Origin of the sequence: Brucella sp. NBRC 12950 (assembly GCF_030268145.1) — a bacterium.
In the GTDB taxonomy this organism is placed as follows: domain Bacteria; phylum Pseudomonadota; class Alphaproteobacteria; order Rhizobiales; family Rhizobiaceae; genus Brucella.
Map to the genome: position 1 here is coordinate 178,690 of NZ_BSQC01000011.1, position 25,414 is coordinate 204,103.

The window sequence follows — 25,414 nt, forward strand, 5'->3', positions numbered from 1 at the left end:
CCTTACGCAGTTAGTTGCTGACGCGCCTTTTGGCATAAATCAGCGTAGTTTGAAATAATCAGGCAGCATTTTCGTGGCTGATAAACTTGCGGAAACGTTCGGATTTGGAGTTTCCGAATACCTCTTCAGGCGCACCATCTTCTTCGACCAAGCCCTGGTGAACGAAGACCACGCGATTGGATACATCGCGGGCAAAACCCATTTCGTGCGTAACAACCAGCATGGTGCGGCCTTCTTCCGCAAGACCGCGCATAACGCGCAGCACTTCGCCAACGAGTTCTGGATCGAGCGCCGATGTTGGCTCGTCGAATAGCATGACCTTTGGCTTCATGGCGAGCGCACGGGCAATGGCTGCGCGCTGCTGCTGGCCGCCGGAAAGGTGAGCCGGATAAAAATCGCGCTTATCAGCGATCCCAACCTTGGCGAGAAGTGCTTCCGCCTCTTCCACGCATTCAGCGCGCGAACGGCCCTGAACATAGATCGGCGCCTCGATGATATTCTCGAGAATGGTCTTATGAGACCAGAGATTGAAGCTCTGGAAAACCATACCAAGCTCGGAACGGATGCGCGAAACCTGCCTCTTGTCAGCCGGATAGGCTTCACCTTTGGAGTTCTTCGCCATGCGAATAGTCTCGCCGGAAACGGTGACTTTCCCCGAAGTTGGGATTTCCAGCAGATTGATACAGCGCAGGAAGGTCGATTTCCCCGAACCCGAAGAGCCGAGGATTGATATTACTTCGCCCTCGCGCGCTTCCAAAGAAATGCCCTTGAGCACTTCATTGGCGCCGAAGCTCTTGCGCAGGTTTTCAACTTTCAAGGCCAGATTTGTCGCCACCGGGGCTGTTTGAGACTCAACTTTACTCACGATGTTTTTCCTTCGGTGGTGATCTTGACGACGGGCTGACGCAGATAAGGCGTAAGCTTGTATTCGGCGAACATGAGCACGCGTGTCAGAACGAAGTTGATTGCAAGATAGATGGCGCCCGCAATAACGAACACTTCAATCGCGCGATAGGATTCAGCGATCAGCTTGGCGGCGATGCCTGTCACTTCCATCAAGGTGATGATAGAAGCCAGCGACGTCGCCTTGACCATGGAGATCATTTCATTGCCATAGCCGGGCAGTGCCTGGCGGATTGCTAGCGGCATGACGACACGGCGGAAGCAGGTGAAGCGTGACATACCACAGGCTTTTGCAGCTTCGATCTGTCCATTTGGAACCGAGAGAAGACCGCCGCGGATGATTTCACTGGCATAGGCTGCATTGTTCAGCGTCAGAGCAATGATCGCACACCAGTAAGGTTCACGCAGGACCGGCCAGAGGAATGAGTAGCGGATGACCGGAAACTGGCTGAGGCCGTAATAGATGATGAAGATCTGCACCAGGAGCGGCGTGCCGCGAAATACGAATACGTAAAGCCGAGCAATCCAGTCAAGAACAGCGATGCCCGACAGACGCATCATAGCAAAAAGCAAGGCCAGAATAGCGCCAAAGACAATCGAGCTTGCTGCAAGCTGAAGGGTCAGCGGCACGCCGCTGATCATCTGAAAGAAGGCTTCAGAATAAAATTGAAGATTCATTTTGCCCTCCGGACGCCACGCGAAAAGTGGCGTTCAGCTGCTTGCAGTATGGTGCCGGAAACCGACGAGATCAGCAAATACAGCGCACCAGCGATGAGGAAGAAGTTGAACGGCAGGCCAGTTGAGCCGGCGCCGATCTGTGCCTGACGTAGAATGTCGACAACGCCGACAACAGAGATCAGAGCGGATTCTTTAAGTGCAACCTGCCAGACATTGCCAAGGCCAGGCAACGCATGGCGAAGTGCCAGCGGCGCGATGATGCGACGAAACTTGAGCGTCTGTCCCATGCCACAGGCAGAGGCCGCTTCAAGCTCGCCCTTGGAAACCGCACGGAATGCACCACGGAGAACTTCCGTGTGATGCGCTCCGCAGGAAATGCCGATTGCAAGCACACCAGCGAGGAATGCGGGAAAGCCGATAAAGCCCTGCGCACCAAAAAAGCGACCGATCGCCGTTACCGCAGCACTGCCGCCGAAATAGAACAGATAGATCACAAGAAGGTCGGGAATGCCGCGAATGATGGTTGTGTAACCATCCGCAATTCCGCGCAACGCAAGACCACCGGAAATCTTCGCCCAGGCAGCAAAAACGCCGATGATTGCTCCAAGAAGAAAGCCGAGGACTGCGAGCGAAACGCTCACCAAGGCGGCCATCATCAGCACATAGCCCCAGCCGTCCGGCCCGAAGCTCAGAATATCGAGAAACGCCTTCATGATGCGTCAGACCATGTGGGGGATTGCGAAATCAATGTCATATTGCTTTCCGGGTATTTCTTTAGATCGCCCAACTGGATGCACAAACGTCGATCTAAATTATTGAATATAAGCTTCTTTCTTCAGGCTTACGACTTCACTTATCAGACGCAGGCAAAGCTGGTTGAACACTGTCCGGGATCGGATTCACAAAAATCGCCCCATTGAGCTTCTTCTCATGATCTTCTTTGGCTCTCGCGATCTGCTCCGGATTGCGGAACAGCTCTATAGCCGTACTTCCCATAATCTTCGCCGCATGAGCCATGCCTTTGTGTGCTGCAGGCAGTTTACCCTGCGCGACCATCTGCCATGAGTGAAGCGGCGTGCCGATTGCACAGGTTGCACCGCGCATCTGCACAGTTGGAACAACCCAGCTTACGCTACCAACATCCGTGGAACCAACGAGCGAGTTGTCGCCCTTATAAGGCTCATAGTTGTCTTCGCAAAGCGCAATTTCAGCGTTTGGTTGGACACCGAAGCGGCGGAAGGCATCGGAGATGTCTTCTTTGGTCAGTGTTGCCTGAAAACGCTTTGCAGTTTCGCGGTCCTGTTCATCAAAAACCGGCGGACCAAGGCGATCGAGTTCGCGTTGCATCAGCTTTTCCAGCGCCGGATTGCCAATCAGATTGGCATCACCACTGACGATATCGCTCTTGACAGTTGTTTCGGTCATCAAAGCCGCACCATCGGCAATCTTCTTGACCCGTTCCAGCAGAACCTGCATTTGCGGCAAGTCCAGCGCGCGGATCAAATAGCGCACGCTCGCCTTTGCCTGAACTACATTTGGGGCAAAACCACCCGTATCGGTGACTGCATAGTGGATGCGTGCCGATGACGGCATGTGCTCGCGCATATAATTCACGCCGACATTCATCAGCTCGACGGCATCAAGCGCACTGCGCCCAAGATGCGGCGCGGATGCTGCATGAGCTGCGCGGCCGGTGAAGTTGAAATTGATTTCGTTGCAAGCCAGGGAAACTGGATCGTTTACGCCAGAAAAAGGCGCCGGATGCCAGCAGAACGCAATATCAACATCGTCAAACAAGCCTTCACGTACCATGAAGCCCTTGGCTGATCCGCCCTCTTCGGCAGGGCAGCCATAATAACGGACACGCCCTTTGATGCCATTGGCCTCAAGATATTCCTTCACAGCGGCAGCAGCCAGAAGTGAACCGGAACCGAGCAGGTTGTGGCCACAGCCATGCCCATTGCCGCCCGCTTCAATCGGCTGCTCTTCCGCTACACCGGCGAGCTGGCTCAACCCGGGAAGCGCATCGAACTCGCCCAGAATGGCTATGATCGGACCTTCTTCACCAGCCTCGCCCATCACAGCGGTTGGAAGACCTGCAATACCACGTTGCACGCGGAAGCCTTCGGCTTCCAGCTGCGCTGCATGAGCGTCGCTCGACTTGTATTCTTCGTAATTGGTTTCTGGGTTATCCCAAACCGTATCGCTCAGTTCGAAATAGGTCGCGCTCTTTGCGTCAACAATATCCCAGATGTCGTGATGGTTCTTCAACTTGAGGTCCACGCTCTCGGCTCAATTTTCAACATTTCAGTCGGAAGAAGCAGGTCTAGGACAATCGAGAAGACCAAGGCCTCGGCTTCTTTTTTATCGGCTTTTGTGGCCGAAACAGTTCGATCTGACTGCTGCCACAGAAGAGAACGCTCCTCCCGAGCGGGACCTAGAGGTACTCTAAACTGCTGGCAACAGATATAAGTGAAATTGCTCAAAAGACATATCAGAAGTGACATTATGGCCAGCAAGAGTTTCCGGTTTGATAAGCCATTAGGCGGATAGGTAACGATACGCTTTAGAACACGAAGGCCATTCAGGCCGCAGCGGAGGCTGCATCGATTAAGGCCGATGCAGCCTCCAACTGGCTTATGAGCGTTTGAGCTCATCTTCATCCATGTCTACTGCAAGACAGCTCAAACATTGAATTGAAAGCCATCGACCGTGAAAGCCTGCCCAGTGATGAAGCACGGCTCCGATGTCGCAAGGAAAGTTACCAAGCGTGCCACATCGTCGGCACAACCTAGCCGTCCCAATGCAATTCCCTTGATAACTTCATCGGCGCGTTCAGTGACATTCGTGTCGATCTCAGTGCGAATGACACCAGGACAGATGGCGTTGACCGCAATGTTTGGACCCAGTTCCTTGGCAAGGGAACGAGTCATGCCAAGGATACCGGCTTTTGCTGCCGCATAAGCGAACTTGCTGACCGCCGCCGTTACACCGCCCGAATAGGCGTTGAGCGACGACATTGAAACAATCCGGCCGCCACCCTGCTTCAGCATATGTGGTGCAGTATGCTGAATGTAATTGAAGCAGCTTTTCAGATTGATCGCGATTGCACGGTCAAACTCGTCTTCAGTTATCTCAAGAATGCCGACAGGAGCGGAACGCCCGGCATTGTTGAGCAGGAAGTCGACGCGCCCAAAGGTTTCAATTGCCTGGGCGACAATTTCACCTGCCCGCTTATGGCTAGAGACATCAGCAACACATTGAAGTGCACGCACGCCCAGAGCTTCGATCTCAGCTGCCGTATCGGCGAGCTCCGCCTCGAGTAGATCGACCAGTGTCACATGATAACCAGCTCGCGCCAGATCGAGAGCACATGCCTTGCCAATTCCTCGCGCGCCCCCCGTGACGATGGCAACTCTATCTTCAGTCTTCATTTCAAAACGTGCTCCTTTTGTGTTGCCTTGTGATCGTATGTCTGTCACATTATTCCACAATAGGAATTTGGTTCACATATATGAACATTGAAAACAACGGCGAAGTTAAATCGGCAGTCAGGGTTCTCGAAATTCTCGAATTCCTTGCTCGCGCTCACAAACCGGTCACATTGAAAGCGATTGTTACCGAACTGGGCTATCCAAAGAGCAGCACTTTCAATCTGCTCGCAACCTTGGTTGCGCGGGCTTATGTCGTCCGCGACGACACCGAGTCCTATAAGATTCATGATGCTTTCCGGAACGGCCCCGGCTGGTGCAGCGGTAGCGACGCCTATCTGATCGCAACAGCACAACCGATCATGGATGCCATGCGCGATACCGAAGGCGAGACGGTATTTCTCGGCGCGCGCCGTAAGGATGGTCGCGTCAAGCTTCTGGCCAAGAGTGCGAGCCATCAGGTGGTGCGCTTCGATTCTGATCTCACAGGCTCGGACCCCGCCTACTGCACTGCAATGGGCCGTATCCTTCTCGCGCATTGGCAACCTGAAAAGACAGCAAGCTACCTCGCCAAAGAACGCATCATACCGCTCACCGACAAAACTGTAATTGACCGCGTGCAGATCCGCCGCATCATCGATGCTGCCCGAGAAAACGGCTACGCGATTTGTGACGAAGAAGCGGTCATCGGCGGTTCAGGTGTTGCTGCACCGGTTTTTGATGCCAGCGGAGAGGTAATTGCCACGCTGAATATGGCAACGATTTCATCGCGGTTCACTGCTTGCCGGCAACGTATGATCGACGCAGTGATCAAGCATGCAGCCGAGTTGAGCGCTCGCCTTGGACATAAACCAGTACCAGCCACAACAGTTAAGCAGTAAAATGGATATACATTTCAAAGAGAAGCGAGTCCTGGTCACCGGAGCCGCGAGGGGAATTGGGCGTGCCATATGTGAGGCGTTCGCCGCAGATGGTGCATCGGTTACTGCAACGGATGTTCTTGACGAGGAACTGGCGAAACTCGTTAGTGAAGCACGTCCGGCACGCGGTGGGTCAATCCGTACCGCCCATCTTGACGTCACTGACGAAGCAGCAATTGCCGAATTGGTAGCGGAAGCTGAAAAAGACGGTGGTTTCGATATTTTCGTGCATGTGGCAGGTGGGGTTCTGGGGCAGAAAAAACGCCCCCTTGAAGAAGTACCGGCTGACGACTGGGATCGTATTTACGATATTAATGTGCGTGGCGCATTTCTTGTCGGCAAAGCGGTCGTTTCCTCTATGAAAGCCCGTGGCACGGGCAAAATGGTATTCATTTCAAGTGGTGCGGGGCTTGGCGTTAGCCTGACCGGCATTCAAGCATATGCCAGTGCAAAAGCCGCCCTTATAAGCCTCGCACGCCAGCTTGGTCACGAACTCGGCCCATTCGGGATCAATGTCAATGCGGTGGCTCCCGGCTTCCTGCGAACAAGTCCCGATTATGAGCGACAGTGGGCGTCTTATGGCGACGATGGCCAGGCTGCGATGATCAATGAAATTCCGCTGCGTCGTATCGGACTACCAGAAGATATTTCCAATGCCGTGCTCTTTCTCGCTTCGCCCTATGCAAGCTGGATCACAGGCCAGACCTTATCGGTCAGTGGAGGACCGACAACATGACAACTGATACACCCGTTCCAACATGGACCTGGCCAGAAGAGCGGCTGCAGACCATCATGAACCGTGCTCGCGCTGGTCGTAGCTTCAAGCCGGCGGCTTGGGCCAATGGTGCTAAGTGTGCAGTTGGCCTGTCGTTCGATTCCGACCATGACACTTTCGAATTGCGTGATGGCGGCAAATCGATTTCTGCTCTTTCACAAGGACAATTCGGTCCAAGGCAAGGCATTCCGCGCATTCGTGCATTGCTGCGCAACAACAACATCCCCGCGACATTCTTTGTGCCAGCAGTTTCGGCGATCCATTATCCTGACGAGCAGCGCGCCTTAGTCGATGAGGGCCATGAAATTGCCCTTCACGGCTGGATTCACGAACGAAATACTTTGCTTGATGGCGATACCGAGCGCGACCTGCAACATCGTTCTGCTGATGCGCTAGAAAAGATCACGGGAATTAGACCCGTGGGCATCAGAACGCCATCATGGGATTTTAGTGACAATACTCTGCACATTACCGCCGAAATGGGCCTACTTTACGATTCTTCGCTCATGGCCGACGTCGATTGTTACGAGCTTTTGCTGAATGGCGAGCCGAGCGGCGTGACTGAACTGCCGGTCGAGTGGATTCGTGATGATGCTGCCTATCTGGTTATGGATCGTTGGGGCGGTTTGCGTCCACAGATTGCGCCACATGATATTCTCCAGATTTTCATTCGCGAATTTGATGCTGCTTATGACGAGGGCGGGATTTTCCAGCTGACGATGCACCCGGATATCATTGGTCATCGGTCACGAATCTGGATTTTGAAAGAACTGATCGGCCACATAAAGCAACATCAGGATATTTGGTTTGCCACGCATGCGGACATCGCGCGCTTTGCAAAGCTAAACGGCTGAAAATATTAAACTTTTTTCGATAATTTTTCGAGCCCGACCTGAGTTTCAGGTCGGGATTTTCCGCTTTTTGATCAACGCATGTTGCCTTTCAGTATTCAGAACAAAATTCATATATATGAACCAAATTCCGCTTTTCATCCCTCGCAAGTGGGTACACACTTGATTTTGAAGAAGGGCGTGGAAACTCAATCCTAACAAGACTCCATCCCGAAACAATCATAAGAACGAGGGAACTATGTTCAAGAAAATCGCCGCTATAAGTCTATGCACCCTCTCCGTTCTCTACAGCGGAAGCGTGCTTGCGAAAGACTGGAAGACAGTCACAGTTGGCGTGGAAGGTGCCTTTCCGCCATTCAACCTCACCACTCCTGGTGGTGAGCTTCAGGGGCTTGATCTGGATGTTATCAAGGAAGTCTGCAAGCGTGCTGAACTTGATTGCAAGATCGTAGCGCAGGATTGGGACAGCCAGATTCCGTCGCTTCTCGCTGGCAAGTTTGATGTGGTCCTGACTATGGGCCCGAACCCTGAGCGTCGCAAAGCAATCGACTTCTCCGCCCCATATGTAATCACACCCAATACTTTCCTGGTTCCGGCCGAAGGACCATTGGCCAATCTGCCTCACACAGGTGAAAGCCTCTCTACTGATACCGAAGAAGGTAAAAAGGCTATTGCCGATATCAAAGAAGCGCTAAAAGGCAAGACGATCGGCGCTTCACTTTCCACCAGCCAGTTGCAGTTTGTAGAAGAAAACTTCGGCGATGCGGTCCAAGTCCGAACCTATAAGGGATCGGAACAAGTCAAACTCGACCTGCAGTCGGGCCGCATCGATGGTCAGTATGACAATGTTGTTTTCGCACGTGATCGCGCGGAAAAAAGCAATGGTGTGCTGAAGATTACCGGACCACTTCTCGTCGGCGGCATTCAGGCAACGAACGTCTGCCTCGGACTAAGAAAAGACGAACCGGAATTGAAAGCCAAGCTCGATAAGGCCATTGGCGAAATGCAGGCCGATGGGACACTCTCGAAAATGTCCGAGAAGTGGTTCTCTATGGATTTGAGCCCGAAGAGTTAAGCGGGACACAAACAAAAAGCAAAAGCGCGCTGTTCTCACAGCGCGCTTTTTTTATCAGAAGTCCCAGTCTTCGTCTTCCGTCGCGACTGCTTTGCCGATCACATAAGAGGAACCGGAGCCGGAGAAGAAGTCGTGGTTCTCGTCGGCATTCGGCGAAAGCGCCGAGAGGATAGCTGGGTTTACCTTGCAGGCTTCTGCTGGGAACAGAGATTCATAGCCGAGATTCATCAATGCTTTGTTTGCATTGTAGTGGAGGAACTTTTTGACATCCTCGGTGAGACCAACGCCATCATATAGCGCTTCGGTATAACGCACCTCATTGTCGTAAAGCTCAAGCATTAGGTCGAAGGCAAAATCCTTGATCTCCTGCTTCTTGGCTTCATCAAGCTTCTCAAGCGCGCGCTGATATTTGTAGCCGATATAATAGCCGTGAACAGCCTCATCGCGGATAATAAGGCGGATAAGGTCCGCCGTGTTGGTGAGCTTGGCGCGGCTCGACCAGTACATTGGCAGATAAAAGCCGGAATAGAACAGGAAGCTTTCCAGAAACACGCTGGCAATCTTCTTCTTGAGCGGATCTTCAGCATTGTAATTGTCGAGGATCAGCTGCGACTTCTTTTGCAGGAATTCGTTTTCTTCCGACCACCGATAGGCATCGTCCACGTCAGGCGTCAAGCATAGCGTCGAGAAGATCGACGAATAAGAACGCGCATGAACCGCTTCCATGAAGGAAATGTTAGACAGAACCGCTTCTTCATGTGGGGTCGAGGCGTCATCCATCAGTTTGACAGCGCCAACGGCATTCTGGATTGTATCCAGAAGCGTCAGGCCTGTGAATACGCGGATGGTGAGCTGCTTCTCTTCAGCTTTCAGCGTTTCCCACGACTGAATGTCATTGGAAAGCGGCACCTTTTCCGGCAGCCAGAAATTGCCGGTCAAACGGTTCCAGACTTCAAGGTCTTTGTCGTCTTCGATCCGATTCCAGTTGATGGCTCGTACGACAGCCGGCTTTTTCGCATTGTTGTTTTTAAACTGCATATTCATTTGTCTCTACCTTGATTTGGATCGACGTGAGATTCTGGCTAAGACGTGCCGAAAATGGTGGGGTTCGAGAGCCGGAGCGCAGCGTACATAAAAGTACCCGGAGCACCGGCTCGCAGAACAATGCCATTTGCAGTTCGCCAGAGCCTGAATATCCGCGATCCTAGAGGGCGCAGGAAACGCAGCCTTCTACCTGCGTACCTTCAAGCGCCATCTGGCGCAGTCTGATGTAATAAATCGTCTTGATGCCCTTCTTCCAGGCGTAGATCTGCGCCTTATTGATATCGCGCGTGGTGGCGGTATCGCGGAAGAAAAGTGTAAGCGACAGCCCCTGATCGACATGCTGCGTTGCCGCTGCATAAGTGTCGATGATCTTCTCCGGGCCAATCTCGTAAGCATCCTGATAATATTCAAGATTATCATTCGTCATGAAGGCGGCCGGGTAATAGACGCGGCCAATCTTGCCCTCTTTACGGATCTCGATCTTGGAAACAATCGGGTGGATCGAAGAGGTCGAATGATTGATGTAGGAGATCGAGCCTGTTGGCGGCACGGCCTGCAAGTTCTGATTATAAAGTCCGCCTTCCATGACGGCCTTTCTCAGTTCCTGCCAGTCTTGCTGCGTCGGGATCGCAATTCCGGCATTCTCGAAAATCTCGCGAACCTTCTCCGTTGCAGGCTGCCAGGCCTGATCGGTATACTTGTCGAAATATTCACCCGTCGCATATTTCGATTTCTCAAAGCCCTTGAACGAACTTTTCTGTTCAACAGCGATAAGATTGGACGCGCGAACTGCGTGATAAGCCACCGTGTAGAAATAGATATTGGTGAAATCGACGCCTTCTTCCGAACCGTAGAAAATTCGTTCTCGAGCGAGATAGCCGTGGAGGTTCATCTGACCAAGGCCGATAGCATGGCTTTCATCATTGCCACGCGCAACCGAAGGAACGGAGCCGATATGGCTCATGTCTGCAACGGCCGTCAGCGCTCGGATGGAGGTTTCGATGGTTTTTCCGAAATCCGGGCTATCCATGGCTGCTGCAATGTTGAGCGAGCCGAGATTACAGGAAATATCTTTGCCAAGATATTCATAAGACAGATCATCATTGAAGATGCTGGCTTCACTCACCTGCAGAATTTCAGAACAGAGATTGCTCATGGTGATGCGGCCATCAATTGGATTGGCGCGGTTCACCGTGTCCTCAAACATGATGTAAGGATAGCCGGATTCAAACTGAATTTCCGCCAGCACCTGGAAGAAGTCACGTGCGTTGATCTTCTTCTTACGGATACGGCCGTCATCAACCAATTCGCGGTATTTTTCGGTGACCGAAATCTCGGTCATCGGCACGCCATAGACACGCTCGACGTCATAAGGCGAGAAGAGATACATATCCTCGTCGTTTTTAGCGAGTTCAAACGTGATGTCCGGGATCACAACGCCAAGCGACAGCGTCTTGATACGGATTTTTTCGTCCGCATTTTCGCGTTTGGTATCGAGGAAGCGCATGATATCGGGGTGATGGGCATGCAGATAAACCGCGCCCGCCCCCTGACGCGCACCAAGCTGGTTGGCATAGGAGAACGAATCCTCAAGCAGCTTCATCACCGGAATGATGCCGGAAGACTGGTTCTGGATCTGTTTGATCGGTGCACCGGATTCACGAATATTGGTCAGGCTCAGTGCCACACCACCGCCGCGCTTTGAAAGCTGCAAGGCGGAATTGATGGAGCGACCAATCGATTCCATGTTGTCTTCAACGCGCAACAGGAAACACGAGACCAGTTCGCCACGCTGCTTTTTGCCTGCATTGAGGAAGGTTGGTGTTGCCGGTTGATAACGGCCCGCAATGATTTCATCGACCATTTCGCGTGCGTGCTGTTCATTACCACGCGCAAGCGCAAGCGCCACCATGCAAACACGGTCTTCGTAGCGTTCGAGATAGCGCTTACCGTCGAAGGTTTTCAGCGTATAGCTGGTATAATATTTGAACGCGCCGAGGAAGGTCGGAAAACGGAATTTCTTATCATAGGCATGATCGAAAAGATCGCGCACGAAATTGAAGGAATACTGATCCAGTACTTCCTGTTCGTAATAGCCTTCATCGACCAGATAATCGAGCTTCTCACGCAGATTGTGGAAGAAAACCGTGTTCTGGTTGACGTGCTGCAGGAAATATTGCTGTGCCGCCTGCCGATCGCGATGCAGCTGAATCTTTCCCTCGTCATCATAGAGGTTCAGCATCGCATTGAGCGCGTGATAATCAAGCGAGGTCTCAGCAAGCTTCTGTGGCTTGCTACCCGATGCAGCACCCGTTGCCGCAGATGGCTCCTGCTTTTCCGATGAGGCGACCGTCTCGCGCTCACGGGTCAAGGTTGTGTCTGCCGTGTCCAAAATCGTTCCATCCCGTCTTTAACATTGCCAAGATCTTCGTCGGTTCCCAGCAACTCGAAACGATAGAGATAGGGAACCTGACACTTGGCAGAAATGATGTTGCCTGCGAGGCCAAAGGCCTCTCCGAAATTGCTGTTTCCAGCGGCAATGACGCCGCGAATGAGGGATCGGTTATCCGCATCATTGAGAAAGCGGATGACCGGTTTGGGAACAGCGCCTTTCGCGCCGCCGCCGCCATAGGTTGGCGTTACGAGCACAAAAGGCTCGTTGACCCGCAACAGGCCAGCATTGTCTTCGTAGCTTTCCAACGGAATACGCTTTGAACGCATTCCCAAACGCAGCACAAAGCGATGCGTGTTTTCCGATCGGCTGGAAAAATAGACGATCTGGCCCATCACAAACCCCGGCAGTAGACCGGCATTACGCCAGCGAGCTGATCATATCCGGACGGAAACCCGCCCAATGGGATTCACCCGCAACAACAACCGGCACCTGACGGTATCCGAGGCCCTGAACGAGATCATAAGCATCAGCATCGGCAGAAATGTCGATGACATCATATTCAATGCCCTGACGGTCGAGCGCGCGGGTGGTTGCGGTACACTGGACGCAGGCGGGCTTGCTATAGACGGTAACGTTCATTTTTTCCTCACTGGGGATGGAGCATTTCCAGCACTTCCGCAAAAGCATCTGGCGTTGGAGAATGCGTATAGACAGATGTTTTTATCCACTGCGCCTCAGGCAAATGAAGACGCAACAAGGCATTCGCACATGGCAAAATGTGCGTGAAAAGCAACGAAAACTGAGAGGCTCAACGCGCTTTCAGAGCGCGAATCCTTCAAACTAACCCGTAAAGGGCGGACCTGAACTGTTTGGTCTTGAATTACTCGACATGCTTGTCACCCCGAAGCTTATGAGAGGGATATACGGGGCACCAAAAAGACATGGCATTACAATGCCACAACTTATCGCGCGCCAACCGGACACCCCGCCCGTGGACGTTCTTGTTCAAGGCAGGTCTCCTGGCTCACGACTCAACGCCCGCATCCGTCTTCCCGGCCTGCGCCAGTGACATCTGGATATGAGCTCGCCGCTTACAGTTGCGGGGGCAGCTACGGCTTAACAACATCCATCATGGATACCGCGCACCGTATTCCCATCTTCGCTTTTGATCCTCACGAATCGCAAGAACCTTGAACACAAGATATAGTAGCTGAAGTTAAAAAGTCGTCAATGGATAGACAGATCAAAAAAACTAAATCTAACCTTTGTTTCGTCCAGCCTGTGAATAGCAGGGATATGTAGCCGACTATTCCACAGGCGTAATCGCTTTGGGACGAAACTCGGACTTTATGGCTTTTAAAGCCATGCGGTCCACTATATGTGGTGCCAAAAGTTTCAACCAGCGCCCCAAACGCATTTGACGCGTCATCAAAACTTCGCGTTTGCGATTGGCGATTCCATTCAGCATCAGCTCGACTGCCCGCTGAACAGACATCATATCGTCTTCGCGCACACCGCTTGTGCCAAGCACGCCACCGCTCGCGCTGTAACCCCTGGTGCGAATGTCAGTTTTGACGACACCCGGATAAACGATCGTCACCGAAATTCCGCTCGCCTCAAGCTCCGATCGTAGTGCCTCGCAGAACCCTGAAAGCGCAAATTTGGTGCCACTGTAGGCGGTGCGTCCCGGCACACCTATAAGTCCCGCAACGGATGAAACCGCTACAATGCGGCCTTTGGTTTTGGCGAGATGCGGAAGTGCTGCATGGATCGGCCAGACGCTGCCCCAGTAGTTAAGCTCCATCAGATCATGCATCCATTGCAAATCTTCCGGTTTTATCTCGGCAAAATTGGCATGGGCCGACATCCCCGCATTCACGATCAGCGTATCGATCCGCCCAAACGCAGTAGCCGTCTTTTCAATAAGCTCAATACAGGCATTGTGGTCCGTAACATCCGTTGGAACGACCAGTACTTGACTGCCTAAATGTTCAAGCTCCACAGCAAGTCCCTGCAACTTCTCGACATTGCGTGAAGCCAGAACCAGTGCTGCCCGCACCCCATCCCGCGCACTGAGCTGCCGCGCGGTTTCAGCGCCGATACCATCGGATGCACCTGTGATGATCGTTACTTCCATGAAGCCCTCCCTTGCTCCCATGAATGAACGTGTTCCTAAGCTTACATTCCAGCGCGCCTGGCCGTCCACTACAAGGATTTTGGGTATAGTCGCACCCTAGGTTCACAATGCCGTGAGGACCGAGCGTCAAAGAGTTTAAGGAAATCAATAAGCTGAAGAACGGTCTCCTCCAGGAAGCTATTGAATCGATTAAAATCCTTCGTCTTGGTCGAAGGGATAATTTGACAGCTGGGCTAAATATCCTGTATCGATCTACTAAATCCTGAACATTGTTCAATATATTGAACAATTAAGAAGAGATCCTCCCAAGCATCTCTTCGGACAACCGGTGCAACGGCTGCATCGGAAAACTGTCGATCCGGCTTTCCTATACGTGAAAGCTGGATCGTTTGAAACCCAGCGCCTCTGTGCCGGCGAGGAATGAGAGACCTCGGCTCTGGGAAAAATTTGAATAAGGGTGGAAATAATGACTGTAGGTATCAAGCCATTTTCGTTCGACACGGTTGGCTCAATGCTTGTGGAATGGGGGGCTGCAAAGCGTCTCGGCGAAGTTCTGGGAGAACGTTTCTCAGAACGCAAAATCCTCATCGTGACCGACAAAGGCTTGCACAAGGCTGGCGCCCTGGACGAAGCGCTTGCTTCGCTTGAGAAGGCTGGCTTCGGCATCAGCATTTTTGATTCCGTCGTTGCTGATCCGCCGGAATCAGTGCTGTTTGAATGTGTCGATCAAGCCAAGAAAGCAGGTTGCGATATCGTGTTGGGCCTCGGCGGAGGTTCCTCGATGGACATTGCAAAGCTTGCTGCAGTGCTAATCGTCTCCGAACAGGAACTGTCCGAGCTTTATGGTATAGGTAAAGTGCAGGGTACGCGGCTGCCGCTGATCCAGATCCCAACCACTGCTGGCACCGGATCGGAAGTGACCAACATCACGATTCTAACCACGGGTGAAACCACCAAGATGGGCGTCGTTTCCCGTCAGCTTTATGCAGATTTCGTCATTCTGGATGCCGAACTGACATGCGGTCTGCCGGCGCTTCACACGGCAGCCACCGGCATCGACGCCATGGTTCACGCCATTGAAGCCTATACTAGCCGTATCAAGAAAAATCCTCTTTCTGACGCATTCGCGCGTGAAGCGCTAAAGCTCTTGTCAGCCAATCTGGTTGCTGCCTGCGAAAACGGCAATGATCGCCATGCACGCGAAGCCATGTTGCTTGGAGCAAACTATGCCGGTCAAGCCTTCTCCAACTCGCCGGTTGGCGCCGTTCACGCATTGGCTTACCCGCTCGGTGGTCACTATCATGTGCCCCATGGCCTTTCCAACGCCCTGATGCTGGGACCAGTCCTGCGCTTCAACATGGCGGGCGCAGCTCAACTTTATGCAGAACTTGCAGACCTGCTGCTCGACACGTCGGAGGGCACGACGGAGCAACGTTCAGCAGCTTTCGTTGATTATATGGAAGACCTGATGAACCGCTCTGGAGCACCACGCCGCCTGCGGGACGTTGATGTCACCGAAGAAAGCCTCGAAACGCTTGCTCGCGATGCAATGCTTCAGACACGTCTTCTGGGGAACAACCCAGTTGAAGTAACAGAAGCTGACGCCTTGGCGCTTTATCGCGAAGCATTCTGATCCAACACTGACAATTCAAACAGCATCCCGGAAGGCGTGGCTATCATCGCCGCTCTTCGGGAGCGCTGTTTCGTTCCTTCGGAGTAAAACCTTGAGCACTGAACGCATCGACGGTCAGGAGCAGCCATATTGGCCTGCCGGACCGTTCAAAATCCGTCTGCCTTTCGTTCACTATAAATTCGAGTGGCCTGATTATTGTCAGGGCCTTTTGATGTGTGCAGTCGACCTCTCGGCCATTCCATTGATGGCCGAATTGCTCGGAATGCCATTTGAAGTGGCGCTGGCCGTCGTCGTTCTCAACGGCCTGTTCTACCTCACCCATCACCTGCTCGGCGACCCGGTCGTTCCGGGTTGGATCACCCCTGCCGTACCGCTCATTATGGCGTATTGCGCGACCTTTCCCGAAGGTCCTGAGCGGATCCATGCTCTTGTATCCTTCCAGATGACATTGGGGCTATTATCGATATTCATCGGCGCGACCGGCATCGCAAATCGCGTGATTGCCGCTATTCCGCAGGCGATCAAATCCGGCATTATCATTGGTGCTGGCTTTGCAGCGGTGATTTCGGTCTTTAAAGTTGGCGGCAACTTCGACATTTTCCCGTTCACCATCGCGATCTCGATCGGCCTGTGCTTCTATTTGATGTTCTCGCCGCAATTCGCACGCCTTTCGCGCAATGGTGGCTTTTTCGGTCTGATCGGAAAGCTCGGCGTTCTGCCGTGCATCCTGCTCGCCGTGATTGTCGCTCCACTATTTGGCGAAGCAAAATGGCCTGAATTCCAGTGGACGATCTCATCGCCGGATTTCACGACGCTCTGGCGCGAATACACGATCTTTGGTCTCGGCCTGCCGCCCCTCTCGATGTTCCTGACGGCTCTGCCGACGGTTCTCGCTACCTATATCGTTCTTTTCGGTGACGTTCTGAAAACCAAGTCGATCCTCGGCGAAGCACAGCTTCAGCGCCCGGATGAAAAGATCGATTACAGCGCCGACCGCGCCCACCTTGTTTTCGGTATCCGTAACACAGGCATGTCGGTTCTCGGTCCCGATGTGACAATGTGCGGACCCGTATGGGCTGCGATGCAGGTCGTCATCTGCGAACGCTTCTCAAAGGGCAAGAAGTCGATGCATTCGCTCTTCGGCGGTGCGGGTTCGTTCCGCTGGGGCACCAATACAGGCTTGTTCCTGATGCCAATCGTGACGCTCGTTCAGCCGATCCTGGGTGTGGCGCTAACCCTGACACTGCTCATCCAGGGCTACGTTTCCGTTCGCATCGGCGTGATGGAAGCCCGTTCGCAACGTGATCTTGGCATCGCTGGTGTCACGGGTGCCGTTCTGGCGACGCGCGGTGCTGGATGGGCGTTTGCCACCGGCGTTGTACTCTGCTTGATTATCTATGGCCGAGACTTCTTCAAGGGCGAGACCGATCGCACCTTCGTCAAGGATCAGCAATCGCAGTAATCTGACCAACAAGTCTCCCGGAGAACCGCCGGGAGACTTCCAAGGCGAATAAGTTACCACAAGGCAGATTTGCCTCTTCAAGAATATTCCTATAGATTTCAGCCGCAGTCCGGCAATCGCATTTCTCCTCCCAACGTCTATTGCCGCGCGCTGCGTGTCAATTCGGAGTAAAAATTGCGTAGTGAACAATCTATTCTTCAAATATCCATAGCAGTTACTATTTTTGTTGCAGGCTTTGGTGTCGTTTTCGGCCTTTTGTCTGGATCATTTTCTATTGTCTTTGACGGTGTTTACATGTTTGCGGACGCTGCGATGAGCGGGCTTGCACTTGTTGTTGCCCGGCTCATCGCATTGTCTGCGCTACCAGAACCTCCAAGCGGGAAATTGCGTGATCGCTTCACCATGGGTTTCTGGCATCTTGAACCGATGGTTCTGGGCCTCAATGGCATCATGTTGACGGGGGTAGCGATATACGCACTCATCAATGCCATCGGCAGTCTGATGCATGGTGGCCGCGACCTCGAATTCAGTTACGCGATCTTCTATGCAGTTGTTGCTCTGATTGCATGCCTTGGCATGGCGTGGCTCGAAACCCGTGCCAACCGCAGATTGAAATCCGACTTCATTGCGCTTGATGCCAAGGCGTGGATCATGTCAGGTGGCATAACCGCTGCACTCCTGATCGCGTTTGTAGTCGGCTATTTCATTCAGGGTACCCGGTTCGACTGGGTGACACCTTATATCGATCCCGCTGTTCTCGCCCTAGTCTGTATCGCAATCATTCCGATGCCGATCGGGACCATCAAGCAGGCCCTTGCAGACATGCTGCTTGTGACACCTCTCGATCTCAAGCACCATGTGGATCAGGTTGCAAAAGAAGTCGTTGAGCGCAATGGCTTCAAGTCTTATCGCGCCTATGTCGCCAAGGTTGGGCGCGGAAAGCAGATCGAACTCTACTTCATCGTGCCCCCCGATCAGCCCGCAAGAAAGCTCGAAGAATGGGATGCATTACGCGATGAAATCGGCGATGCGCTTGGCGGCGAAGGTCCAGACCGCTGGCTGACGATTGCCTTCACCACGGATGTTGAATGGGCCGTTTAACGGCCCATTCAACATCCATTATTCAGTACGCTGACGACGTTTCGTCATCAGCATGGGCGCATATTCCAATACATACAGACCAAAGGCCAGCATCCAGAAAAGCGCCGAGGCCGCCAGCAATGTATGAAAGAAATTTGGCATCATTTCCGCGAATGGTCGGATTATCGCTGACAGTATCAGGCATAGATAGGCGATTTGGGTTGTGGGCGACGCGACAAGTTCACGTCCCGTGTGCCCACGGGTGGCACGGGTCATCACTGCCAACATCATGCAGCCAATAACGCCCACAGTCATAACGTGAAGAGCTGAAAATGGATTAAGCTGTTCGATTGCCGCCGCCGCTATGGCAACGAAACCGGCAGGCACAAAGAAATAGGCAACGTGTAGGACAAGAACGAGCTTGTCTTTTGCCACGCTCCATCCACGCCAACGATAAAGCCGCACAAGATGCAGACAAGCTGCAATGATTGCGATGACCGCCGTCAGCGAATGTTCCGGTGCCACAGTCCAACTCACGCAGGCGATGGCACCAACAACAATAGCAAGACCATCATAGCGATTGAACGGCTTCGGAAAGCGATTGGCGCCCATACGATTAAGCCAATTGCGGGTGAAGCTTGGGATGATACGTCCACCGATTAACATAACCAGTAGCACATATGCGCTGACTCCGGCGCGATTGGCAGTGGCTATGTCGCCGTTTGTTATCGCCAGATAATGGAAGCAGATATTGGCAAGCATAACGATTGCCACGCCGATCAAAACCTTGAGGTTCTTCCATTGATGACCGGCAATGATTTCGCGCGAAGCGATAAACAAAAGCAACGGCAGAAAGAGGCTTTCAATGCCGATTGCGATATAGAGATCAACGAGATCGGGAACCAGAAAAACCAATCGTCCTAAGAGCCACACACTGAACAGCAGGGCAAGGGATTGTCCTGAAACTGGCAAGCGGCCAGTCCAGTTCGGAACGGCTGTCAAAAGAAATCCAGCAAGAATGGCCGACGAAAAGCCAAACACCATCTCATGCGCGTGCCAGTTGAGCGCGCCATATGCGCCGCCAACCGTCAAACCGAATGTGAGAGAGAGTATCCAGAGCAGCATGGCCAGAACGGCCCATATTGCACCACCCAGAAAAAATGGGCGAAACCCATAGCTGAAGATCGCCGGGCCCGTCTTTTTATTGCCGCGAGCGATCGCTCCACGACGTTCGGAGGGCATTGCGAAGGGGGGTGTTTGAGCAGTTGAGGCTGCGGGGGTGGCCAGCAGGCCTTCCTTTATTGTCATGACGTCCTCATCATGGAACCGCAGCCAGAGCGCATCGTATCTGTCTCGAATTGACCTGCGCTCTAGCATCATAGAGTTATGCAGCAACGCTGCACATTTGAAACCCATTATTTCGCGCTGGCAATTGCCTTTTCGAGGCGCGCTTGAACGGGTTTGGGCTTCTTGGCAGCAACGATTTCTTCAAGATTGGCCGGATTATCACCGACAACGATCAGAGCAACCATGCCCATCGCATAGTGCGGCGTGCACTTGACAAAATATGCGCCGGGTTCGGAGACGGAAAGAACGTAATTCTCGTTAATCTTACTTTTGAATTTTTCCGCAGCGGGCGGGATCATGTCCTTGATCGACTCGACATTGTGTCCTTTGTCGACCGGAATGAATGTAATCGTGTCGCCGGGATTTGCCTTGATGTAGGCAGGCTCAAAAACCATTGCACCTTCAGCGCCCTTATTGAGCATATGAACCTCAATATTTTCGGCCAAGGCGGGAGCAGCCATCGCAAAGCAAAGTCCGAATGCTGCGAAGGGAATCGCAAACTTACGCATCTAATTTCATCTCCATGGGCCGGCCTCTGCAGCATCATGATGGTGCCCGAAGAACCGCGCTGTTGGAGATTTAGACCGACTCCGCTTCATTCTCTTTGATTGGGATCAAACACATTCAATATTGTTGATTATGACAGTCAGATATCTCGGACAATCTGCTGAAGCGACCCTTGGTCGATCGAGAAATGATGGTGATTTGCATCACACAGCGAAAAGCTGCTTCGGCAAGAAGTCGAGATTGCACGCCAAAATAAGCGTGACTTGCATGCCACATGTCCCGTTAATCACAGATTACACAAATATTGTAGGTTGCGATTAGCGCAACGATTTCATGTCTTTGCGATGTGTTTCAAAACGTACCCACAAATGTGATCGCCGTTTGTGTTGACTATTAACACTTCGTTAACCACAGTTTGTTGCAATCTGTTACACAGCGTTACAATCGCAATAGCAGGCTATTTTGATACGAGGTGCATATTGGAAAAAATACGGCAGATAAAACAGCAGTCCTTACAGGTAAGGAATAGCTCTGCCGTGTCCCAGATGACATCCTTCTGGGGCCTTATGCGCGCTTACTGGGTATCCGATCGCTGGAAAGAAGCCTGGGCCCTTACATTTGCTATCTTCGTTTTCACCGCCTTCATCAGCAAAACCACCGTATGGGTTGCAGAAGCTTCCGGGCTTCTGATGAACTCGATCGTCAATGTGAAAAGCGCCCCTGTTCAGAACCCGCTTATGGCAATTGCTATGAATGCTGGCGTACTGATCCTCCTGATGTTGGCCAAGGATGTGCTTCTGGTCGGCTTACGACATCTTCTGTCGACGACATTGCACCGCAAATGGCGTAAATGGCTAAACGATAGCTTCTCTGATGCAATGCTGGATCGAAATCACACCCATTTTCATCTGCAGCAGGGCAAGGGTTCAAACCTTCCCGACAACGTTGACCAGCGCCTGCAGGAATCCATCAAGGGTATGACGGGCGGTGCAATCGGTCTTGTGATGGGTGTTGTCGGCGTCGTGCTTTCGGCTTTCTTCGTCGGCCAGAAACTATTGGAGATTTCGACCGAAGTAACCGGCCTCGAGTTCCTCGGCTCTTATGGTGGTGCAATTCTGGCTTTCACCGCGATCATTATCTATGTGCCGATTGGCACACTGATTGCGATCAAGATTGGCCGCCAGCTGGAGCGTCTTAATCTCGGTATGCAGAAAGCTGAAGGTTCCTATCGTGGAGAGTGGACCACGCTTCTGCGCCGCAGTTTTCAGATATCAGCCTCAGATGGCGAATCCGTCCAGCGATCCGTGAACAAGCGTCTTTACAAAGACGTTGATGGCACCTGGAACAAACTTAACCGCTTTGATGCTGCCTATCTGGCCTTTTCGCAAGCCTATGGATTCATGTCCAACCGCATCATTGCTTATATTCCGGGCCTTGTTCCCTATATGAGCGGCGCTGTCAGCTTCCGCAATTATGTGACGGGCGCTGAACTGGTTGCAGCCATGATTAATGATTGCTCCTGGTTCATTCAGGTCATGCCAGCCATTGCCAATCTAAGGGCAAATGCCGGGCGCGTGACGGGTCTCGCCCAGGCAATCGACAATGTTCAGGAACCAGCTGCGTTCTATGCAGCGTCGGGGATCAACCGCTTCAAATTCTCAACCCAACATTCTCGCTTCGGTCTTTCCGTTCGTGATCTCACGCTTATGCAGGGGCCAGACACTCAAGCACCGTTCCTGCGTTCGGGCGTGATAAACATCCGCAGTGGTGACTGGGTCTACATGCGAGGAGAGTCCGGTTCCGGGAAAACCTCTTTCATCAAAGCACTGAACGGACTTTGGCCCTATGGCACCGGTGACATTATCTATCCGCAAAATGCGAAGTCAATTTATGCAACACAGGAAGCAAAGTTTCCTTCGGTCTCACTGAAACAGCTCGTCTGCCTTCCTGATGATGAAGCTGAGTTCAACGACCTCTCTATTGCTGTCGTGCTGCATGAAGCTGGTCTCGGTGAATTTATCGAACGTATGAACGACGCAGATGCCGACGGCTCGCCGTGGGATATGGTGCTTTCGGGTGGACAAAAGCAGAAATTGGTGCTGGCACGCATTCTACTTCACAAGCCGGCTGTCATCTTCCTTGATGAAGCTACAGGCGCGCTTGATCCTGTATCAAAGCTTCGCTTTCATACAGCGCTCAAGACGCGCTGCCCTGATGCGATTGTCATCAGCATCATGCATGAAGAGAAACTTCCAACGCTGGAAAATGGCGAAAGCGTCTATTCGCATGTTCTTGAAATTCGTAACGGATATGTCTCGTTGCGTCCAACCCACTACACAATCGATACCGGCGTAGCCATGGTGGCAGCTGAATAGAGAAAAGAAAGCTAAAAACGGTCCGCCTTTGAGAAGTGGATTTCTTGTTCAGCTCAATCAGCAGGGGCATCATGGTCGGATGGATTACACAAGCTATGTCTACATCGTGATAGCCTTGCTGCCCTTCATTGCCTGGGCATCAATCATCATCGCCCTTTCCAATAGCGGCGAAACCATACAGCAAAAAAAATCGAGAACGAACGGAACGACAGACCACGAACCGGCGGTTGAAGTATCAATGATCCCTTACGGACTGATATTTCCACTTTATTACAGTTATCCATCTGACCGTCGTAATCTGGGCTGACGGCCGATCCGGCCAAATGCAAACATTTGACCGGACGCTTATTTTCAGGCCGCAGCTAAATCTGCAAAATCCCCCTGGCGCGTAAACGCGATGCCCTTGCTGTCGAACAAATGGCAGGACTGTGGGTTGATACCAACCTTGATTTCGGCATCACCGCTGATCGGTGCTGTACCAGGCGTGATGATGCAGAAGGTTTCACTCATGCCTTCCGGCACGCTGTAGACGATGGTCTGCTGTCCAAGGCGTTCAATCACGGAAGAACGCACGGTAATTGAGTTCGAGCCCTCGCCAATCGTGACATGCTCGGGACGAATGCCTAGTGTCAGCGGCTGGCCCACTTCTGGACGAGCGGCTTCTTCACAAAGAACCGGGAGAACCAGTTCATTGTCTGCGAGCTTCACACGGGCATAACCATTGTTCTCAAAGCCAGCAAACGTCACCGGCAGCATATTCATGCGCGGGTTGCCGATGAAACCAGCAACGAAGCTGTTGCGTGGACGATGATAGAGTTCGAGTGGCGTACCAACCTGTGAGATGTTGCCTCCTTCAAGCACCACGATACGATCGGCCATGGTCATGGCTTCAACCTGATCATGCGTCACATAGATCATGGTTGCTCCAAGCTGCTTGTGCAACTTTGTCAGTTCGATACGCATATCGGCGCGAAGCGCTGCATCGAGATTGGAAAGCGGCTCATCAAACAAGAAGATCTTAGGTTCACGTACAATCGCACGGCCAATGGCTACGCGCTGACGCTGCCCGCCGGACAACATGCCAGGCTTCTGTTCAAGACGCTGATCCAGATGTAGGATCGAAGCCGCATGTTCCACTTTGCGCTTAATGGTAGCGTTGTCCGCACCTTCTACGCGCAGTGGGAAGGCAATATTTTCGTAAACGCTCATATGCGGATAAAGCGCATAGCTCTGGAACACCATCGCGATGCCACGCTTGACCGGAGGCAGGTCGTTGACGCGCTTTTCATCGATGACGATATCGCCCGATGTCGTATCCTCAAGGCCCGCGATCATGCGCAGAAGTGTGGACTTGCCGCAGCCCGATGGTCCGACAAAGACCATAAACTCGCCTTCTCTCACTTCAAGGGATACGTTCTTGACGACGTCAAACTGGCCGAAGCTCTTGACAATATTCTTGAGGGATAATTTTCCCACGCTGCTCTCCTGCGGCCGCAAATTCGTGTTCGATACACCGCCCTGCCGCTAATCCCAGCAGGGCGGATCATTTATCGATTTAGTTCAACTTCTTCAGCTCTTCATCTGCCTTCTTCAGTGCATCTTCAGGCTTTGCATCGCCTGTAATGACGGACTGAACCATGGCAATCATGACGTTCTGGAAACCGCGCCAGTCTGTGAAGAGTGGCTCTGCGCCACCATACTGAATGCCTTCGATCAGAGGGCGCCAGTAAGGAATGTCCACCATCACTTTATCAACTGCTGGCGACGGACGCATTGGCGTCAGGCCTTCGTCGGTTGCCAGTTCATACTCTTCCTGAACGGCAGGCGAAGTGATGTACTTGGCGAACTCGGCAGCCTTTTCTTCAACGCCCGAATCCTTGAAGATTGCAAGAGAGTCGGTCACGACCAGCGTACCCGGACCCTTGGCATCTGGACCAAGCGGAAGCGTTGCGATACCCCAGCCGAACTTCACGTCCTGAAGGCGAACAGCGGCACCCGATCCGCCCTGGATCATGCCAACCTTACCGTCGAGGAAGATTGCGCGAACTTCGTTCTGTTCGTAAGCCGTCGGGCCTTCCTGCGCATATGCCTTGATGTCGTTATAGGCATTGAGTGCAGCAAGAACCTGCGGGTTGTTGATGACGACTTCACCCTTGTCGTTCACGATCTTGCCGTCATTGGTGTAAACCCAATGCAGGAACTGGTGAACAGTGTTGTCGAAGGTCTTGGCCGACAGGCCATAGCCTGGAATGCCGGTCTTTTCCTTGATGATCTTGGCAAATTCGATTTCTTCAGCCCAGGTCCGTGGTGGCTTCTCAGGGTCAAGACCGGCCTGCTTGAACAAATCCTTGTTCCAGTAAAGAACCTTGGTCGAAAGCGCGATCGGAACGCCCCACTGGGTGCCGTCATAGGTGACGGTTTCAACGACGTGTGGGAAATAGGTTGCCTTTTCCTCATCCGTCATCGGAACGGACACGATCATGTCGTTGTCTGCGAATTCCTTGAGGGTGCGTGAACCAACATAAGCGATAGCTGGCGGTGTGCCCGCAGCAGCAAGTGTGGTTGCCTTATCCTGGCACTGTGCCCAGCCGACCACTTCTACAGCGATCTTCCAATCCGGGTTCTTTTCTTCCCAGGCCTTGATGTATTTATCATGCGTCTTGTCGAGCTTGTCGCCGCAATAGATCCATGAGATTTCCTGCGCTGCAGCTGATGCACCAAGCGTGCTGAGCATCGTACTGCCTGCAAAAACAAGCGCCGCAGCCCCCATTTTGAATATCGTCGTCACCTCTGGAAACTCC

At 52.5% G+C, this 25,414-nt stretch carries 23 protein-coding genes and 1 riboswitch; of the genes, 9 read left to right on the plus strand and 14 right to left on the minus strand.

Going from position 1 to position 25,414, the window contains the following annotated elements:
* Window positions 1–58: 58 nt before the first annotated feature.
* From QSJ70_RS18865 to QSJ70_RS18885, 5 genes are all read right to left on the minus strand, one after another.
* Window positions 59–865, minus strand: a complete 807-nt coding sequence (locus QSJ70_RS18865) for an ABC transporter ATP-binding protein (RefSeq protein ID WP_215777661.1) — start codon at window positions 863–865, stop codon at window positions 59–61.
* A complete protein-coding gene (locus QSJ70_RS18870) occupies window positions 862–1,581 on the minus strand; it encodes an ABC transporter permease (protein ID WP_215777663.1) in 720 nt (239 codons plus the stop codon). Before QSJ70_RS18870 ends, QSJ70_RS18865 begins: the two co-directional genes overlap by 4 nt.
* Window positions 1,578–2,294 carry an ABC transporter permease gene (locus tag QSJ70_RS18875; RefSeq protein WP_215777665.1) on the minus strand — a complete coding sequence of 239 codons (717 nt, stop codon included), beginning with the start codon at window positions 2,292–2,294 and terminating at the stop codon, window positions 1,578–1,580. The genes QSJ70_RS18870 and QSJ70_RS18875 overlap by 4 nt, the downstream gene beginning before the upstream one ends.
* Window positions 2,295–2,430: 136 nt before the next feature.
* The gene (locus QSJ70_RS18880) at window positions 2,431–3,864 is read right to left on the minus strand and encodes a M20 family metallopeptidase (RefSeq protein WP_285538697.1); all 1,434 of its coding nucleotides are present in this window, start codon (window positions 3,862–3,864) and stop codon (window positions 2,431–2,433) included.
* A gap of 401 nt (window positions 3,865–4,265) precedes the next feature.
* On the minus strand, window positions 4,266–5,015 hold the full coding sequence (locus QSJ70_RS18885; RefSeq protein WP_215777666.1) for an SDR family NAD(P)-dependent oxidoreductase: 750 nt from the start codon (window positions 5,013–5,015) through the stop codon (window positions 4,266–4,268).
* A gap of 80 nt (window positions 5,016–5,095) precedes the next feature.
* Here QSJ70_RS18885 and QSJ70_RS18890 point away from each other — a divergent pair, with 80 nt between their 5' ends.
* The 4 genes from QSJ70_RS18890 to QSJ70_RS18905 all read left to right on the plus strand — a co-directional run bounded on the left by QSJ70_RS18890 (window position 5,096) and on the right by QSJ70_RS18905 (window position 8,633).
* Window positions 5,096–5,893: an IclR family transcriptional regulator gene (locus QSJ70_RS18890; protein WP_285538698.1), complete on the plus strand. Its 798-nt coding sequence runs from the start codon at window positions 5,096–5,098 to the stop codon at window positions 5,891–5,893.
* 1 nt (window position 5,894) lies between these two features.
* Window positions 5,895–6,668 carry an SDR family NAD(P)-dependent oxidoreductase gene (locus tag QSJ70_RS18895; RefSeq protein WP_285538700.1) on the plus strand — a complete coding sequence of 258 codons (774 nt, stop codon included), beginning with the start codon at window positions 5,895–5,897 and terminating at the stop codon, window positions 6,666–6,668.
* Window positions 6,665–7,561 carry a polysaccharide deacetylase family protein gene (locus QSJ70_RS18900; RefSeq protein WP_285538701.1) on the plus strand — a complete coding sequence of 299 codons (897 nt, stop codon included), beginning with the start codon at window positions 6,665–6,667 and terminating at the stop codon, window positions 7,559–7,561. The genes QSJ70_RS18895 and QSJ70_RS18900 overlap by 4 nt, the downstream gene beginning before the upstream one ends.
* Before the next feature lie 235 nt (window positions 7,562–7,796).
* Window positions 7,797–8,633, plus strand: a complete 837-nt coding sequence (locus QSJ70_RS18905; RefSeq protein WP_285538703.1) for a transporter substrate-binding domain-containing protein — start codon at window positions 7,797–7,799, stop codon at window positions 8,631–8,633.
* Window positions 8,634–8,687: 54 nt separating this feature from the next.
* On the opposite strand, the gene nrdF is transcribed toward QSJ70_RS18905, so the two are convergent.
* The 5 genes from nrdF to QSJ70_RS18930 form a co-directional block, all read right to left on the minus strand.
* Window positions 8,688–9,677 (minus strand): class 1b ribonucleoside-diphosphate reductase subunit beta, encoded by a 990-nt coding sequence (nrdF, locus tag QSJ70_RS18910; protein ID WP_285538705.1) that lies wholly within the window; start codon window positions 9,675–9,677, stop codon window positions 8,688–8,690.
* A 160-nt stretch (window positions 9,678–9,837) separates the two neighbouring features.
* The gene (gene nrdE, locus QSJ70_RS18915; RefSeq protein ID WP_215777677.1) at window positions 9,838–12,069 is read right to left on the minus strand and encodes a class 1b ribonucleoside-diphosphate reductase subunit alpha; all 2,232 of its coding nucleotides are present in this window, start codon (window positions 12,067–12,069) and stop codon (window positions 9,838–9,840) included.
* The gene (gene nrdI / locus QSJ70_RS18920) at window positions 12,045–12,464 is read right to left on the minus strand and encodes a class Ib ribonucleoside-diphosphate reductase assembly flavoprotein NrdI (protein WP_215777679.1); all 420 of its coding nucleotides are present in this window, start codon (window positions 12,462–12,464) and stop codon (window positions 12,045–12,047) included. The genes nrdE and nrdI overlap by 25 nt, the downstream gene beginning before the upstream one ends.
* Before the next feature lie 25 nt (window positions 12,465–12,489).
* Complete coding sequence (gene nrdH, locus QSJ70_RS18925) at window positions 12,490–12,711, minus strand: glutaredoxin-like protein NrdH (protein ID WP_094539441.1); 222 nt, start codon at window positions 12,709–12,711, stop codon at window positions 12,490–12,492.
* 353 nt (window positions 12,712–13,064) lie between these two features.
* Window positions 13,065–13,280: riboswitch (cobalamin riboswitch) on the minus strand.
* 98 nt (window positions 13,281–13,378) lie between these two features.
* Window positions 13,379–14,209, minus strand: a complete 831-nt coding sequence (locus QSJ70_RS18930) for an SDR family oxidoreductase (protein ID WP_285538710.1) — start codon at window positions 14,207–14,209, stop codon at window positions 13,379–13,381.
* Between the two features lie 466 nt (window positions 14,210–14,675).
* Between QSJ70_RS18930 and QSJ70_RS18935 the strand changes: the two genes are divergently transcribed.
* From QSJ70_RS18935 to QSJ70_RS18945, 3 genes are all read left to right on the plus strand, one after another.
* Window positions 14,676–15,842, plus strand: coding sequence for an iron-containing alcohol dehydrogenase (locus tag QSJ70_RS18935; RefSeq protein ID WP_285538711.1), 1,167 nt, complete (start codon window positions 14,676–14,678; stop codon window positions 15,840–15,842).
* Window positions 15,843–15,933: 91 nt separating this feature from the next.
* Window positions 15,934–17,304, plus strand: coding sequence for a hypothetical protein (locus QSJ70_RS18940; protein WP_215777684.1), 1,371 nt, complete (start codon window positions 15,934–15,936; stop codon window positions 17,302–17,304).
* 174 nt (window positions 17,305–17,478) lie between these two features.
* Window positions 17,479–18,405, plus strand: coding sequence for a cation diffusion facilitator family transporter (locus QSJ70_RS18945; RefSeq protein ID WP_215777686.1), 927 nt, complete (start codon window positions 17,479–17,481; stop codon window positions 18,403–18,405).
* Between the two features lie 18 nt (window positions 18,406–18,423).
* On the opposite strand, the gene QSJ70_RS18950 is transcribed toward QSJ70_RS18945, so the two are convergent.
* Both QSJ70_RS18950 and QSJ70_RS18955 read right to left on the minus strand, forming a co-directional pair.
* The gene (locus QSJ70_RS18950; RefSeq protein WP_285538713.1) at window positions 18,424–19,692 is read right to left on the minus strand and encodes an NnrS family protein; all 1,269 of its coding nucleotides are present in this window, start codon (window positions 19,690–19,692) and stop codon (window positions 18,424–18,426) included.
* 107 nt (window positions 19,693–19,799) lie between these two features.
* The gene (locus QSJ70_RS18955) at window positions 19,800–20,240 is read right to left on the minus strand and encodes a pseudoazurin (protein ID WP_285538715.1); all 441 of its coding nucleotides are present in this window, start codon (window positions 20,238–20,240) and stop codon (window positions 19,800–19,802) included.
* Window positions 20,241–20,774: 534 nt separating this feature from the next.
* Between QSJ70_RS18955 and QSJ70_RS18960 the strand changes: the two genes are divergently transcribed.
* Both QSJ70_RS18960 and QSJ70_RS18965 read left to right on the plus strand, forming a co-directional pair.
* Window positions 20,775–22,613 (plus strand): ABC transporter ATP-binding protein/permease, encoded by a 1,839-nt coding sequence (locus tag QSJ70_RS18960; RefSeq protein ID WP_285538716.1) that lies wholly within the window; start codon window positions 20,775–20,777, stop codon window positions 22,611–22,613.
* 79 nt (window positions 22,614–22,692) lie between these two features.
* Window positions 22,693–22,920 carry a hypothetical protein gene (locus QSJ70_RS18965; RefSeq protein ID WP_285538718.1) on the plus strand — a complete coding sequence of 76 codons (228 nt, stop codon included), beginning with the start codon at window positions 22,693–22,695 and terminating at the stop codon, window positions 22,918–22,920.
* A 44-nt stretch (window positions 22,921–22,964) separates the two neighbouring features.
* Here QSJ70_RS18965 and QSJ70_RS18970 read toward each other — a convergent pair whose 3' ends face one another.
* Window positions 22,965–24,089, minus strand: a complete 1,125-nt coding sequence (locus QSJ70_RS18970) for an ABC transporter ATP-binding protein (protein ID WP_285538720.1) — start codon at window positions 24,087–24,089, stop codon at window positions 22,965–22,967.
* Window positions 24,090–24,168: 79 nt separating this feature from the next.
* Window positions 24,169–25,383: an ABC transporter substrate-binding protein gene (locus QSJ70_RS18975; RefSeq protein ID WP_285538755.1), complete on the minus strand. Its 1,215-nt coding sequence runs from the start codon at window positions 25,381–25,383 to the stop codon at window positions 24,169–24,171.
* Window positions 25,384–25,414 lie beyond the last annotated feature (31 nt).